The organism is Sphingobacterium hungaricum, from assembly GCF_015210005.1.
Lineage (GTDB): Bacteria > Bacteroidota > Bacteroidia > Sphingobacteriales > Sphingobacteriaceae > Sphingobacterium > Sphingobacterium hungaricum.
In genome coordinates, this window is the sequence record NZ_MU158698.1 from 1,411,826 (window position 1) to 1,427,851 (window position 16,026).

The 16,026-nt window shown below is 35.1% G+C and carries 11 protein-coding genes; all 11 read right to left on the reverse strand.

Annotated elements, in window-relative coordinates; translation table 11 throughout:
- Positions 1-7: 7 nt before the first annotated feature.
- The 11 genes from C4F49_RS09410 to C4F49_RS09460 all read right to left on the reverse strand — a co-directional run bounded on the left by C4F49_RS09410 (position 8) and on the right by C4F49_RS09460 (position 16,023).
- Positions 8-3,226, reverse strand: coding sequence for a SusC/RagA family TonB-linked outer membrane protein (locus C4F49_RS09410; RefSeq protein ID WP_196935609.1), 3,219 nt, complete (start codon positions 3,224-3,226; stop codon positions 8-10).
- 490 nt (positions 3,227-3,716) lie between these two features.
- Complete coding sequence (locus C4F49_RS09415; protein WP_231388255.1) at positions 3,717-3,956, reverse strand: RagB/SusD family nutrient uptake outer membrane protein; 240 nt, start codon at positions 3,954-3,956, stop codon at positions 3,717-3,719.
- Positions 3,913-4,686 (reverse strand): SusC/RagA family TonB-linked outer membrane protein, encoded by a 774-nt coding sequence (locus tag C4F49_RS09420; protein ID WP_196935611.1) that lies wholly within the window; start codon positions 4,684-4,686, stop codon positions 3,913-3,915. Before C4F49_RS09420 ends, C4F49_RS09415 begins: the two co-directional genes overlap by 44 nt.
- Positions 4,687-4,725: 39 nt before the next feature.
- Positions 4,726-4,908 (reverse strand): hypothetical protein, encoded by a 183-nt coding sequence (locus tag C4F49_RS09425; protein ID WP_231388256.1) that lies wholly within the window; start codon positions 4,906-4,908, stop codon positions 4,726-4,728.
- Positions 4,909-4,965: 57 nt separating this feature from the next.
- On the reverse strand, positions 4,966-5,100 hold the full coding sequence (locus tag C4F49_RS18160; protein WP_418895778.1) for a TonB-dependent receptor plug domain-containing protein: 135 nt from the start codon (positions 5,098-5,100) through the stop codon (positions 4,966-4,968).
- 34 nt (positions 5,101-5,134) lie between these two features.
- The gene (locus C4F49_RS09435) at positions 5,135-5,653 is read right to left on the reverse strand and encodes a carboxypeptidase-like regulatory domain-containing protein (RefSeq protein WP_196935613.1); all 519 of its coding nucleotides are present in this window, start codon (positions 5,651-5,653) and stop codon (positions 5,135-5,137) included.
- An 897-nt stretch (positions 5,654-6,550) separates the two neighbouring features.
- Complete coding sequence (locus C4F49_RS09440) at positions 6,551-7,354, reverse strand: DUF1735 domain-containing protein (RefSeq protein WP_196935614.1); 804 nt, start codon at positions 7,352-7,354, stop codon at positions 6,551-6,553.
- Between the two features lie 91 nt (positions 7,355-7,445).
- Positions 7,446-9,032: a SusD/RagB family nutrient-binding outer membrane lipoprotein gene (locus C4F49_RS09445; RefSeq protein WP_196935615.1), complete on the reverse strand. Its 1,587-nt coding sequence runs from the start codon at positions 9,030-9,032 to the stop codon at positions 7,446-7,448.
- A gap of 11 nt (positions 9,033-9,043) precedes the next feature.
- The gene (locus tag C4F49_RS09450; protein ID WP_196935616.1) at positions 9,044-12,190 is read right to left on the reverse strand and encodes a SusC/RagA family TonB-linked outer membrane protein; all 3,147 of its coding nucleotides are present in this window, start codon (positions 12,188-12,190) and stop codon (positions 9,044-9,046) included.
- Between the two features lie 959 nt (positions 12,191-13,149).
- The gene (locus tag C4F49_RS09455; RefSeq protein WP_196935617.1) at positions 13,150-14,058 is read right to left on the reverse strand and encodes an IS982 family transposase; all 909 of its coding nucleotides are present in this window, start codon (positions 14,056-14,058) and stop codon (positions 13,150-13,152) included.
- Positions 14,059-14,448: 390 nt separating this feature from the next.
- Positions 14,449-16,023: a SusD/RagB family nutrient-binding outer membrane lipoprotein gene (locus C4F49_RS09460; protein ID WP_196935618.1), complete on the reverse strand. Its 1,575-nt coding sequence runs from the start codon at positions 16,021-16,023 to the stop codon at positions 14,449-14,451.
- Between the last annotated feature and the right edge of the window lie 3 nt (positions 16,024-16,026).

Below are 16,026 nucleotides of genomic sequence, written 5' to 3' on the forward strand. Positions count from 1 at the left end.
GTTATTCTTAAAATCCTACATTAATTCCAAGAGAAAATGTTCTTGCCGGAACAAATGCATTTTCACTATATCCACCAAATGTTTGTTGTGGGCTATACCCTTTCAATCCAGTAAACGAAGCCAGATTCTCAACAGAAGCAATACAAGAGATTCTATTCAATCCGATTCTTTCAGCTACATTCTGAGGTAATCTATAAGCCAATGCCACATTTCTTACGACGAAATAGGAATTGTCCATTAGGAATCTCGTTGTTGTAGATGCATTGTTGTATTGACTGTTTGTGTAATTAATCTGAGGAGTTGCATTCGGATTAATACGATTTTCAGAAGTTTCAGTCATTCCTTCAGGAATACCGTTCCACGAATTTAATACGTCTTTATGAACTGCGCTTGGAGTAGTTGTGACACCCATTAACGACACGTACGAATAATCCAATCCTTTTCCTCCTAAAGAGTAAGTGAACAATCCCGAAAGGCTCCAGTTTTTATAATCTAGATTCGTAGTTAAAGAACCCATTACTCTAGCTATACCAGAACCGCTAAATTCTCTTTTAGCATACGTCGAGTTACGCGTGTACATTTCTCCATTAATCTCTTCTTGGAATGGCAACCAATCACCTGTTGCAGCAGTTGGGTCGTAATCATCAGTATTTGCATGGTATAACGCCTGACCAGTCATCATATCGACACCTGCATATTGGAAAAGATAGTAATCATATACTGAATGGCCTTCCATATATTTGAATGGTGCAGAGATAATTCCATTCGCTTTATTTTCTTCAGGCAAATTGACAATCTTGTTTTTCAAGAATGTCGCATTAACTCCAAAATTCCAAGTAAAATCTTGGTTTTTGATGATATCTGCATCCACATGAACCTCTAAACCTTTATTGACTAAATCACCGATATTTTTCTTGATTGAAGCATATCCAACTGTATTATCCGTTGGTCCAGTTGATAATGGCAAATTCACGTTGAAAATTAAATCTTTTGAACGTTTGTCAAAATATTCTACGGTGAAATTAACTCTATTAAAGATTTTACCTTCAATAGCTAAGGATGTCGATTGACTTCCTTCCCACTTCAAATCTTCATTTTGATTATTAGATTTGTACAAAGCAGCTATGTTGTTGTTTTGTCCGATAGCATATAATGCCATGTAATCAAAAAAGCCTAAACTTCCCAAGTTACCAACAACACCTGTAGCAGCTCTCAGCTTTAATGTATTTAACCATGACACATCGCTTAAAAACGATTCTTTAGACGCCATCCAGGTCCCGCCGATAGACCAGAAATTTCCCCAACGATTTTTTGGATGTAATCTTGAGCTACCATCTCTTCTAAACGATCCTTCAACAAAATATTTTTCGCTGTAGTTGTATCGCAATCTAGAAAGATAAGATTCCGACTTATCATTGTATTCAGATTCAGTTAGGTTTGTAATCTCAGTGAAATTGATCAAATCTGTCTTTCCTGCGAAAGTCTCATTGTTTTTAAATCCATACAAGTAGGTATAGATATTTCCATAATTTTCATGGCCAACAAATACGTCTACATTATGAACACCATTGAAAGTGTTGTTATACTTTAATTGCTGTTGCAATGAATATATTTTACGGTTATAGATCGTTCTATTTGCTCTACCGTTATTTCCTTGTCCATCACCAATTAAAGCATTGTTATAAACCGCATTTTCGTCATAAATTAGATTGATATCACCTAAAAGGGAGAATGTAAAGTTATCCAAGAAATTTACATCAACATAACTCTGAGAAGCTATTGTGTTTCTCTTGTTTTTGTTCATATTCAATTCATTTTCCCAAATTACGTGTCTTCCAAGATATTGATTCCGGGAGTTTGTACCGTCGTCATACATCTTATTTCCTTGAGCATCCAAAAGGTATTCACCAGTTATTGGATCATGCTGATGAATCGGATAAATCGGCGCTATATTACGTGCGAAAAGCCAAGGATTTGTAAAACCTGATCCCGTACCTGTCGTATTATTCCCTAATTGATGGGATGCATTTGCAGAAAATCCAGCTTTAATCCAAGATCTCGGAGTTACTTCTGCATTGATTCTTCCAGAAAGACGGTCAAAATCAGAAGTTTTAATATATCCTTCTTCACTTAAATAACCCAAATTGAAATAGAAGTTACCTTTTTCAGAACCGCCTCTTCCTCCAATTTGATAATCTTGGCGATATCCGTTTCTACTGATAGGACCGAACCAATCAAGGTCAGAAGCATAATCTGGATGAATGGTTGCATTACTCAACAATTTACCATTTCCATCAAATAATTGATCTTCAGGCAATGTAAAAATGTTGGTTTTTAAAATAGTAGGAACCAAAGTCGACGTAGTTAAATCATTTGCTTGTTGCTGTGTCCAAGTTGGATTTTGGCTCATCAACTGATTGCGATATCCTAACCAAGCTGCTTCCATATATTGCTGAGGATCCAAAGTTTCATATTCTCCGATTCCTCTTGAAAATAAACCTTGGTTAATGTTCAGACTGATTTCAGCCGTCCCTCTTCTGCCTTTTTTAGTGGTGATGACAATTACACCATTGGCAGCTCTATTTCCATACAAAGCTGCTGAAGTTGCGTCCTTTAATACAGAAACAGATTCAACATCTGTTGGATTAATATCGGAGATATTTCCATTGTACACTACTCCGTCAACAACATATGTTGGAGTTGAAGAACCATTAATCGATCCATATCCACGAACACGAATATTAGGACTCGAGCCTGGCTCACCATAAGAATTATTGATTTGAAGTCCCGGAGCAGCACCCTCTAAGACAGCTGTAACAGAACTTACTGGCCTTTTCTCTATATCTTTAGCAGATACACTAGCCACAGCTCCTACAATCGCTTCCTTATTTTGAGTTCCGTAACCAACTACAACGACTTCATCCAAACCCTCTATCGAAGATTCTAATTGAATCGTGTATATAGCCGAACTGCCAACAGATATAGTTTGCTCTGTGAAACCAATCAATCTAAATGTTAGCTTAGAACCTTCCTTCGCATTAATGCGGAAGTTACCATAGTTATCCGTTTGAGTAGCAGATGTAGTTCCCTCAGCGACCACTGTAACATTTTGTAATGCAGCGCCTAGTTCATCTGTCACTTTACCACTAACGGATTTGTTTTGTGCGTATGCAGCGCCAATAAAGAGCGTACATAGCAATAAAATACTGAGTATTTTTTGTTTCATATTGAATTGGGTTTAGTTAATAAAGGAAATTCTTAATGGTTTAGATTAAAAAAATTCTTTCAAGGCGCAATATTCGTTAATTTTAAGTTAAAATCCAATATTTATTTTAACAAATTTTGGCTAAAATCAATATTTTAATGTATTATTATTTATATATGACTAAATAATATGGATAATTGGCAATATAAAACAAAGTGTTGTGTATACAATTCCTCATTTTAGTAGAAATTGCAAAAACCAGAAAGCAAATACTTTATTTGACCGACAATTTTAATACATATACAGATGAAAATCTGACACTTACTGATGAGAATATTAGGTAGTATTCTTTATACAAGCTGAATTCTAGGTAACCAGCCTGATTCCGATTTTTTTGACGGAACGAACTGAAACGAAAAATCCTCAAAGCATCCAGCTAAAAACTGTCTTACTTTGAGGATTATAAAATTAATTAGTTGGCTACTTTAGACCCGCTAATTATTAGCTGAATTTACCAGCCTGGATTTTGAACAACATTTTGATTAAGAGTGATTTCATAACCTGGAATCCCCCAAACAAATTTATTGTCATTGGAAGTCACTGTCTTCGAAACGTAACCTTCCCCAGTTTCAAGTAGTTGTAAATTTTGAGGATATCTTCTGGTAAACCCTTGATTCCATCGTTTCAAATCATCTAATCTGAATCCTTCAAGTGGCTTTTTGATTTTCTTGACCAAATCTAGACGAAGCATCCTGTCGTACACTTGCATTAATAAATATCTTAGAATTGTAATCATAAGCTATTCTACCAAAATACGAATTGTATGCATACTCTGTTCTTTCTTGAAGAACCTCAAATCCTGTAGTTGTATTCGATAATAAAATTAAACGATCATCAGTTGACGCCGTACCGTAAGCCTGAACTCGATCATACTTATAATCAGAATATTCTTGACCGGCTAAAAAAGTGAACCTATTAGATTCATTGAGATTCCATTTGTACTCAATTGTATTTGTTAGAGTTCTAGAAATAGGTTGGTAAAAATCCTCAGTTGCTGTACCATTGCTTAAATTAGCAGAATAAGACGGAAGTCGCCGACTTGAAACTCTATAATTTCTGTAATCTAAACCCGCCTGACTTTTTATTATTAAATTTTGGATGGGAGTTATTTCTATAAAAGCCGTAGGATTAAATTGCTGGTTTTTTAATTGAGACGGAAATTTGTCACCTAAATACTTTGGCGAAAATCTCCCTAATCCAGGAATTTGTGTTTCATAATATTCTTCTCCATTTTCATTATCAGGTGTATGCCATGGCAGAGCTAATATAGCAAGTCCACCATTTAAAGAGTTAGTAGTGTATTGATTTGTCTCTCTTCTATCATAAGCTCCAGCAAGATTCAAACCTATTTTCGACCAATTGTTTAATCTACTTGCAATATTACTTCTTAGCGTAATTCTATCAAAACCAGACCTATACATTACACCTTCTTGATCTAGATAAGACGTTGAAATGAAATATTACGTCTTATCTGTACCACCAGATACACTTAGATTGTACTGCTGTATCGGCACATTTTGCTTAAAATAATAATCTGTCCAATAGGTATCATAAGGCCAATCTTCTCTAATTTTATCTATTTGCCCTTGATTCCTATATCCAGATTCTAACCAGTAATTTAATAATTCTTCAGAATTCATCATATCTTTTTGAGCTTCTGATCTGGCTAAATTAGGAAAAACCCCATTGAGCGGAAGCATTTATTGTAGCGCTCTCACCGCCTTTCCCTTTTTTGTGGTAATATAAATAACGCCATTAGCGGCGCTAGATCCATATATGGAAGTTGCGGACGCTTCCTTTAAAACCGTCACACTCTCGAAATCGTTTGGATTCATTGAAACTATTGAACTGTTTTGAACTGGAATTCCATCAAGAACGTAGCGGTGTTGTCGAGCCTGTTAATGACCCAACACCATTAAGTCTAACAGACTGAGTAGCGGAAGGCTCTCCCGTAGAAGTGAACACCTGAAAGCCTGGCACTCTTCCTTGCAACGCCTCTAAAGCATTCGCATTTGGCCTAGATTCAATATCCTCCGAACTAACTTGCGTAAATGATCCAACCGCGTTTTTGGATGCTACACCTGATCCATACCCGACTAACACAACTTCATCCAACATAGCATCTCTGGAATCCAATGTAACATTTAAAGTAGATGAATTTGCCAACACCGATTTTTCAGTATGCGATACATGTCTAAAAACCAAAGTGCTTCCCTCCGGTGCTGAGATAGAGAATGATCCGTCTGAGTTTGTCTGCGTTCCCGTACCTGTGCCCTTTAAAATAACGGAGACTCCACTGATACGATCTATATTAGCACTGGAAGTTACAATACCGGTTATTTGACGATTTTGCGCATACGAGACCCCTATAAGAAGTGTATACAGCAAAAAAATACTGAGTAATTTTTGTTTCATATTTCAATTGTGTTTAGTTAATAAAGGACACTTTTAATATTTAGATAAATTAAAACCTATTCCGACATGCAACGTTAGTTAATTATTGATTAATAATTAATAGTCTATAAAAAAACTTATCATTATTATCTTATTTCTAAATTATATTTAAAAATCCACTTTTTTTTCATCCATATTTAATTTTAGCTATGAATTTTAACAAGAAAATGTTTTTAATTATTACTTAAAAAATTAGTTATAAAATTTAATCAGACATAGAAATATTTTAATTTTGGCTATATAAATGTAGTTGAAGATTTCCTTTTCCACAAAGGAACTCCATCAGCAAAAATGCTAATCATAAAATTTAAATTTCAGATTAAATAATTCTATTAATAACGAGATTGACATATTAGCTATGGGTTATTAAGTCGCTTATTGGGGAAGTATTGAAGAATTTAAACGATTAGGATCCTAGTTAAACTATAGAGCTAAAAAATTTAGATTGGTTTAATTAATCACTGCGTCTAAATTTTCGTAACTCTAGAAAACATATTATTTACATTTCAGACGAAGTATCTGCGTCACAAAATAATAAAGATAGACATCAAAAAAAACGCGAGCGTTACGAATTTCAAATAAGAGCTATAGAAACTACGCTTAGTCGGGTAGCATACACTACAGTTAGAACGGTACGAATCAGGATTTATGATGGCGAAAATCCTGATTTATTAATAGTGTTCTGATATTTTTTTAAACATGAGTTATTTATGATTCAAGTTATCCGAATTCCACAGTAGAACTTTTCATATCAACTGAATTTAAAAAGGGGGATTGTTAATTATTTTAACAATCCCCCTTTAAGGTATAAACTTTTAAAGAATAGAAATACTAATCACCAGTTCTTACAAAACGTTCAATAACGCCACGACCAAGACCAGTCCATCTAACCTCAAAGATTTTATTAACTGGATCCACTAGAATAACTTCATTGATAGTTACAGCAAGATTTGAACCACTGAAAGCAGTAATTCCCGTTAGTTGAGTATCATCGCCATTAAATCTATAGTGTGCATATCCATTATATGTTCTCCATAAATATTGCATATACAATTCATTTGGACCGACTGTCGACAATTTAACACCAGTCTCCGTAAAGGTACCGCCGATATTACCATCAATAGTTCCAAAGTTATTAGTAATGGTATACGTGTAAGTTCCTTCCCAAATACTCTTAACAGGGAAACTATAAATAACGGTTCCGAAATTTCCACTGATTGCATCATTTGTGCTTACCGAAGTAATTTTTAATGCTATAGCATTGGAAATTGAAGGATCCAATTCTGGCGTTTTTAAAACGATGGGAACAAGTGCTTCACGTTCACCCTTTTTAATAGTTACCGTAGTTGGAAACGTAAAAGAAGCCGGTGCTATCGCCTGATATGTAGTTGTTTGCGCTGTATTATAAGTTGTAATTACGGCTGGCGCATATTCAATATTAACTACGATATCTTCAGGAGCGTCATTGACACCAGAATACCTAACGATGGCATTCACTGTAGTTTCGCTAACTTCAGGATCTAAAGTTGTAGGAACATACAACGCAAATGGTGCAGTAGTTCCAGAAGATATAGGTGCTATGTTTTTAAACTCAATAATATTGGAAGTAGCACCAGGAGCGTCAGGACCAATCAAATCTTCATCTTTTAAACAAGATGAAAATGTGAATGGAACAATCGCTAAAGCGAATAAATAATTTATATATTTTTTCATATCTGTTTAAGAATTATTTTGCCCAAAATATTTTAGATGTATACTTATCAATAGTTGGGACGTTAGCTTGATTGTAGTTAAATTCAGTATTTGGATATAAAATACGAGTTGGCAATTTATCTGCAGCCGTTGCTTCAGAAGTTATAGAAACAAAATTAACAGCTCTGTTTGCTACACTAGGAACTCCCACATTAACCGGATATCCTGTTCTGCGGTATTCATTCCAAGATTCATGACCGAACAACATGTTCGCAGCAATATATTTCTGAGTAATGATTGCTTCCAACCTTTGTTCAGTTGTTGTTGCTAAATCAATATTAACCAATCTACTGTTTACATTCGTAGTTTTATAACCAGCTAAGTAAGTATCAGGATTAGCAGATGTAACGATATCATCATTCTCATTGATATTTAAATAGATGTAAGAAGCTTTGATCCCACTTTCAAATAATGTATTTACACTACCTGCGATTAAACCTTTAAGCGCTGCTTCAGCTTGTAAGAAATAACTTTCGGAAGCTAGCATGATTGGTTGTCCAGCAGTTGGGCCTTTAAGAATTCCTTTTCCTTCATAGTTTGTCGCGTTAGTCCCTCTAAACCATGAACTAGGTGCTTGACCTCTACCAGCATCAGACTGTTGATAACCTAATTGATTTACTGGAATTGTTATACCTGTCTTATAAGTCAAGTTTGCACGGCCAACATCTGAAATTTTACTTCCATCATAATAACCTCTAATGTATGGAGTAATTGCATATTGACTCGCCGCACCTACTGCAGTTCCAGCAAAATTATATGCCCATGAATTCCACATTGGGTTTTGCTTTCCGTCATCTTTCGCAAATCCAGGATTTACGATTGCATCGAAAGTAAGGAAACCGATATCATCAAGTGCTGTCTTTGTAAAAGCTACTTTGTCTTTCGCTTTTAAAAGCATGCGCAACTTAATTGTATTGGCAAATTTTGCCCAGTTTTCGCTTTGATCTTTTAATTCGTAATCATCCTCGCTTGAGTTAAATAAAATATCAGCACCTGCAAATTGAGAAGAAATTTCATTTGTTTTAAAAAACTCGATGGCTGCATCCAAACGATCGCCTAAGTCTTTGTAAATATCCTCTGCTTTATCGTATTTTGGAGTTAAGAAACTAGCTCCTTGAAGAGCTTCAGAATAAGGCACCTCATTATAAGTATCAACTAAATTTAAATAGTTATATACAGAGAAAATTTCCGATGCAAAATAAAAGTCTTTTAAAGCGTCAATATCGGTCGTTTTGTCTTTAACAAATTTTAAATCGTTTAAGATGTCATATGAAGAAGACCATAATCCATTAAAGTTTGTTGTCGTAAAGTTATAAGAGATAATAGATCCCCATCCACTTACACCACCCCCATTTGCAAAATAACCAACAATTTGAGCTCCATAAGTATTAAAACTTGGAACTTGTCTTGCCGTGGCCACTACAGCCTGCGGCAAAACCAATTGAGGAGTTGATTCTGTAGGAGAATTTGGGTTGTCGTTAATATCTAAGACCTTTTCGCAAGACGTTGCCGCAAATGCTAAAAGTGCTATAGATAAATATTTTATATTTTTAAATTTCATTTTCGTTTATATTATAAAGTAAGACCTATAGAAAAACCAAAATATCTTGATGGAGGGGTTTGACTTAAATTAGTTAAACCAACTGCATTACCATTCGAATTTCCGTTACCATCTGAATACTCAGGATCCGTATAGACATTTGTTGAAGGCGTCCATAAGAATAAGTTTCTACCTTGTAAACTGATTCTAGCTTCTTTAATCACATTTTGAGTTGCCAAGAAAGATTTAGGCACCCTGTATGTCAAAGACATTTCTCTTATTTTCCAGAAAGCAGCAGAAGTAATGTAAGTTTCATGAATACCAGTTCTAGGACCTGCGATAGACCAGTATCCTGGACCTCCATCTCTTACTGAAATATTCGTGTTCTCTACATACGACTGAGATGCTTCGTCCCAATAAGAAGAGTTAGGAATAATAAATCTATCTCTGTTGTACGCAGCTGTATTAATACCTGCTCCAGAGAAGTCAAAAGTACTACCACCAGCATTATAGATTACGTTTCCTGTTCTATACTCAGCCTGTGTATGGAATGATAGGTCTTTCCATGAAACATTTAGGTTTAATCCCAATGTGTGATTTGGCATTGCGTTTCCAAGGATATGCAAAGTTCCGTCAGTCGATGGGTAACCAGTCAAAGGATTTACAATAATGCGACCTTGATCATCTCTATTGTATTTTGTACCTCTGATTACCGGGAACGCTTCTCCTGGCATCGCATATGAACCAGCTCCAGAAGCGTATGCACCTAATTGAAGTACATCTAATCCTTCTGCAATCTGAGTAACCTTATTGTCGAAGTAAGCATAGTTAGCACCTACAGAAACCTCCCAATTTGTAGTACGATAAGGAACTAAAATAAGTTTTGTTTCAATACCTTTTCCGGTAGTTGTACCTGCATTTACTAAATAGGAACTGTAACCAGTTGAAGTTGAAACGCCTGTCGGCACAACGTTGTCTACAGTTTCATTGTTGTAATATGTGAAATCCCAAATAATTCTATTTTTCAACCAAGCTGACTCTAAACCAACTTCGAAAGAAGTCGTCATCTCTGGTTTCAGACCTGGTTGTACAATTTGATTACTGATTGTGTGCCCACCAATTCCATTGTAAGGATATCCCGCACCTTGGCTAAATGTTGGCAATAAACTGTATGCTCCAAAGTTTGTAGAAGAACCTAAGTTAACCTGTCCAACCTTAGATAAACCTGCTCTAATTTTTAAGAAATCTAAAGCTCTAAATTCTTTTAAACTCGCAAAAGCATCTGTAGGAATAAAAGATAATGAAGCAGCAGGGTAGAAGAATGACCTGTTATCTGGATCTAAAATTGAAACCCAGTCATTTCTTCCTGATAAAGATAAGAATAGATAGTTTTTATAGGCGATATCTACTTTTCCAGCCAATCCAAAAGTACGAGCTAAGTACGATGCTTGATTCGCAGTAGGATTATTTAACGAGTTACCTAAATTAAAAATATCAGGTACCGCTAAACCAGAAACTGCAGCACTCATTCCAGAATATTGATTTTGAATGTATTGACCGATTAACGTATAGTCAAATTTAAAATCTTGGTTTGTATGAGTTGCATGTGCATTAAAATCACTTACAATATTTGTAGTGTAATTAAATCCATCACTAACAGACCCTAAGATATCTTGTTGCTTGTAAGTTGATGAACCAGCCCAAGATTTAGTAAAATCTGAATAGTAATAAACACCTGTTGTATTCTTAAACGATTGGTTAGCAGATGTAATACCTACGCGACCTAAAAAGTCTAACCATTCTAAAGGTTTGTAAGCCAACTCGAAGTTACCCATGAAATAATCATTACGCGTAATGCTTCTGTTATTTCCAGCTAAAAAGTATGGGTTGTTGTAGTAAGCATTGTAATAACCATCTGGTGTAGCATATGGATTATTTACATAATCTTTATAATCAGTCAAAGGGATTTGACCTGGAGTATTCAAAACCAAATCGTAAATAGACGCATTCGCACTTGTCGTATTGTATCTATTTTGAGCGTAGTATGCAGTGTAAGTCGCATCTAATTTATTCTCAATTAAATTTTGAGTACCGCTAATTCTTGCTGTCGCTCTTTTGTATTTATCAAAAGGTACAGTTCCGCTTGCGTCTAAATATTGAGCAGCAGTTCTGAAAGAGCTTTTTTCCGTTCTTGAAGCTATTGAAATGTTGGTTTGATTGCTATAACCAACTTCCCAAAAATCATTTTTGCTTCCTGTCCAAGAGTATGGAACTGTTTGAATGCTTCCATCAGCTAAAGGATCACCGATTTCAACCATTGAGCCGTCAAAAACTGGTCCATACTGTTGGTTTTCATGTGGATTATAGATCTGTAAATCATTATCAGCACCAGATCCAAATCTCTGCTGCACCTGAGGAAGAAATACAATTTGCTCCCAAGTAGATGTATTTTCTACATTGATTTCAAACCCATCTGTTGCTTTACCCTTTTTGGTTTTAATAATCAAGGCTCCATTAGATGCAGCAGAACCATATAAAGCCGCTGCACCTGATCCATTCAAAACAGTGATATCTTCGATATCATCTGGATTTAAATTTCCTAAAATCGAAGATGGCGAAATTACATTGTCAATTACGATCAAAGCTTGGTTATTTCCAGTTAACGAACGCATACCACGTAAAATTACACGGTAGTTTGGATTAACACCAGAAGAAACACCTTGAATCGTAAGACCAGCAACTTTACCAGATAAACCTGTTACAACATTCTGAGGTTTACCTTGCAATAAATCATCGCCTTTGATAGTCGTTTGAGCGTTACCTATCGATTTTCTCGTTGCTGTTAAACCAGCTCCAGTAACAACAACTTCGTCCAACGTATTTTCTGTACTAGCTAATTGCACAGAAATTGTTGATTGGTTTCCAACGGTAATTGTCTGGCTTTCATAGCCAATGTACCGAATGATTAACTTATCGCCATTCGATACTGAAATAGAAAAGTTACCGTTCCCATCAGTTTGAGTACCTGTGTTCGTTCCTTGGATAAGCACAGAAACTCCACTAATTGGAGAACCATCAATTGATGATGTAACTTTACCACTCACTTGGCGATTTTGCGCATAGGACACCCCTACTAGAAGTGTACACAGCAAAAAAATACTGAGTAATTTTTGTTTCATATGAATTTTTAGTTATAGTTTAAAGGAATTCGAATGTTTAATTTAGTTAATATTGACTCCTCGTTCAGCAATAATCGCAATAATTTTAATAAAAACAAATTTTTTGTTAAAATAAGTTAAATATGACAAATCAATTTATACTATTATGATTAATAGTAAAAAAAAATGCCTTTTTTTTAACAAAATGCCTTTTATTTTAAAAAATAAATGGTATATAGCCAAAATTATTTCTTAGATAGAAATTAAACATTCAAATTAAGACAATTTTGTAATTGATTAACAATCAATACACTATTTTCCAACAACACGATTCGTGAACATCATCAAAACCTTAGCGTATACTTTTAGCGAAAGAAAATATAGGATACGCAGTAGATAAACGGAATATTTGCTAAAGGACTAAAAACTGTATAGCGGGAGTTCTAATAAAATCTTATAGTTCAATTAATCCGAATGACTATCTCTAATAAACACTAAATTAGATTCCTTGCACGCTTTTAAGAGCTCTCAAATTCGAGTGCATTCAAAATTCAATTGTAACAACATTTTACATCGCTATGTATTATTTCGATAAAGAAGCTTATTAAATAAACTTAAATATTCTGAATCTAATAAAACGGTAAACGTAAGGTCGCTTATCAAAAAAATTGATGAATTTGAGGCGCCCACAGCTAAGAGTAAATTCTTTGCTTTTTTTTGCAAAATACAAAACCTCAAAAACACCTCGTCTTCAATTATCTTGACTTAAAATATGCTCAACCGATTCAAGTACAAAATTGTAAATGGCAGAAGGCAATGCGTTAACCCCATCTCAAAGGGAACAAAGATTCCATTCATTTATGGTTCGAAGTACAAAAAAGGCGAAATCGTATTGGGCCATCATCGATGCTTTCTTTAAGATGTTTCTTCTTTGTTATCAAACAAGAAAATGATGATGGTATATTTAACGTGAGTTCGGTTTAAGCAGCAAGGAATAATTGTTTATCTTGTTGCTCAAACTGAATATTTAAAGAAGGCTTTTTAGGGAAAAAAGAGTATGCCGCTAAAGCTCCTAAAATATTCAACAAGAAGTTGTTTACTGAGCGATGTCTTGTGTGCTGCAATTTGCGAATATTCTTAAGTTCATCATTCACGCACTCGATGATCGCTCTTTTTCTGAGCATAATTTTATCAGTTTGGCTTAGGTTCATTCCCTTCATATTTTTTCTTGGCTTTGTTACCATTTGGACCCCATTTCCCCAAAGGATATCTGCCATTGCTTTAGAAATATAGCCTTTGTCTCCATACAGTTTTCCGAAAATATCTTTGGTCATATCCATCATATGTTTTAGATTTCTGTCGTCTACATTGCCCTTAGTAAGGTAAAATGAAAGAATATCCCCTTTGTCATTGATTATCAGATGAAGCTTGAAGCCATAAAACCAACCAATTGAACATTGTCCACGCTCGGCTACATCTTTAAAAACTTTATGCTGATGGATCCTTCTGTTATGGCACACTTTGATGTGCGTTGAATCAATGAAATTGATGCCATTGCTTTTTCCCAAACAGCGCATTTTTACAAATAACATAAACAGCATGGCACATCGGGGCTGCAGTTCTACAAAACGGTTATAAGAAGTTAGGCCGGGAAACAGATCTTTCATATGCGGCAAAGCATAATGTACATAAAAAGACTTCAGATTGGTGAACTGACCGTTATGGAACAGTACCATAAGGCTGATCATTTCGCTTTGACAAAGTCCAGTTTTACGGTTGCGCATACCTAATTTTTTGTCCTCGATTCGCTTTTCTTCCAAAATTGGCTGAATTTCTTTACAGAAATCATCCACCTTAACGAAAATTTCAATAACTTTATCTCTAAGCATGGGCTTGATTTATAATTGTAATAATTTGGTTGTCAACTAGTTATATACAAAAATCAAGCCTTTTTTGTCTAAAATCCCAACTATTTTAAACTTTTTCTTATCCCGAACTCACGTTAACTAATAAAAAAACAACGAAAGGATGTTGATTTGTTTTAGAAAATAAATGATTGTAAACCAAATAGTAAGAAACAGGTATTTTAATTACTTCTACTTAAGGAAATTTTGAGGCTATTTTACACATTTCGCAGGATTATTAGAGGGATTTCCAAATTAGAAAATTCTACCTAAGCCTGTTCAATTTATTTGATATTTGAAATCGGAAATAAAAAAGCTCGATTTCCAAGATATAAACTTGAAAATCGAGCTTTGATTTTTTTTGTTGGGCGCTAACTATCGAGTCCCGCCTGCCCACCAAACATTCTCCGAATAGACGTACTGTCCGTTTCCGTAAGCTTGCTGAACATTTGGATTCGTAGTAGTTTCTGAACTTCCATAAGGCAACCTTAAAGGAAAGCGATTTGCATTTTTAAGCTCGATCAAATCTTCGCCTAATGCTTTCCATCTACGGATATCATTATAAGCTTCAGTTGATTCACCAGAGGCTCCAAAAAATGCTAAGTATTTTTGATTTGCAATTTCCTTTAAACCATTAGCGATAAATAAAGGACTAACAGATGTATTGAAATAAGTTTCGATATCTGAATCACTGATATCATCACTCGTTTCTGTAATTCCACCATACAGTAATGGGGTCGGAGCTTCAAAAGCAGCTTCAACCGACTTTTCAGAATTTTTAATGGCCGCCTCGACCGCTGACTTAAGGACAGCTTCAATTTCTGATGAAGGTCTCGCTAACCTTTGCATTGCTTCAGCTTTTAAAAACAAAAGCTCATGATAGCTTAATAATTGCGTAGAAGCTGTTTGAGAAAAAACAAAAGTCGAAGTTAAATAATAGGCCTGAACTTGATCGTTTTCTCCGTTAGGAGCAAGCAATTCGTAATTATCATCTCCTGTCTCAATTTCAGAAACTTGCTCCCAATCAGCACTTGTAAAATTACGTCCCAAGCGTGGATCGTTGCGCAAAATTAATTTATCTCCGATACTTCTGCTTGAAGCAAGTGCATCTCTAGACCATTGAAAATCAAACAAAGGATTTAAATTTGTCTCATTATACACATTAAAAGCGGCTTCTACAGCAGCGCTTTCAAACGATTGATCAACAAAAGAAATGACATTTTCCAAAGCTTGATTCTTATTAGCGGAAACAGGCAATAAACGCATTGCATATCTAGCCTTTAACCCGTAAGCAAATTTCAGCCAACGGCTAACATTTCCACTGAATAAAAGATCGTGACTGTTAGCATTTCCCGAAACGTGTGTATCTCCTTTAGGAAGATTTACTATTGCTTCATCCAAATTAGTCAAAACTAAATTATATAGATCTTCTTGTTTGTCTAACTTAGGCGTTTTATTTTCGAACGTATTAAAAGCTTCGCTGTAAGGAACATCTCCGTACATATCTGTAAGAAGAGCCAGGTTATAAGCTAACATGATTTGTCCGATACCCAATGTAGTAAAATTACCTTCTTGAGAACCGCCTTCTGAACATTTTTCAACAATAATACGCGCATCACGTAAAGAAGTATATATGTTACCCCAGCTATTGTTAAAAGTAGAAGCTACAGATGGTTCATTCAGACGATGCTCAGCGTTCCACAATTGATTATGCGTTCCGACTTCATGCTCTACGTAAGACGACAAGTACGTATTAATATCTCCCCCGACGTTACTTACCGCAGTTCTGGTAATTAAATCTGCCAAAATAAATTTAGCTTGTACGTCTTTTGGATTATTGACATTCTCATTGATCTCATCCATTCTATCTTCTGAGCAAGAATAGAAAAGTATTGGAGATGCAAATAAGCATATCGCCAAAAATTTTATTTTATATGTTTTAAATTTCATTGT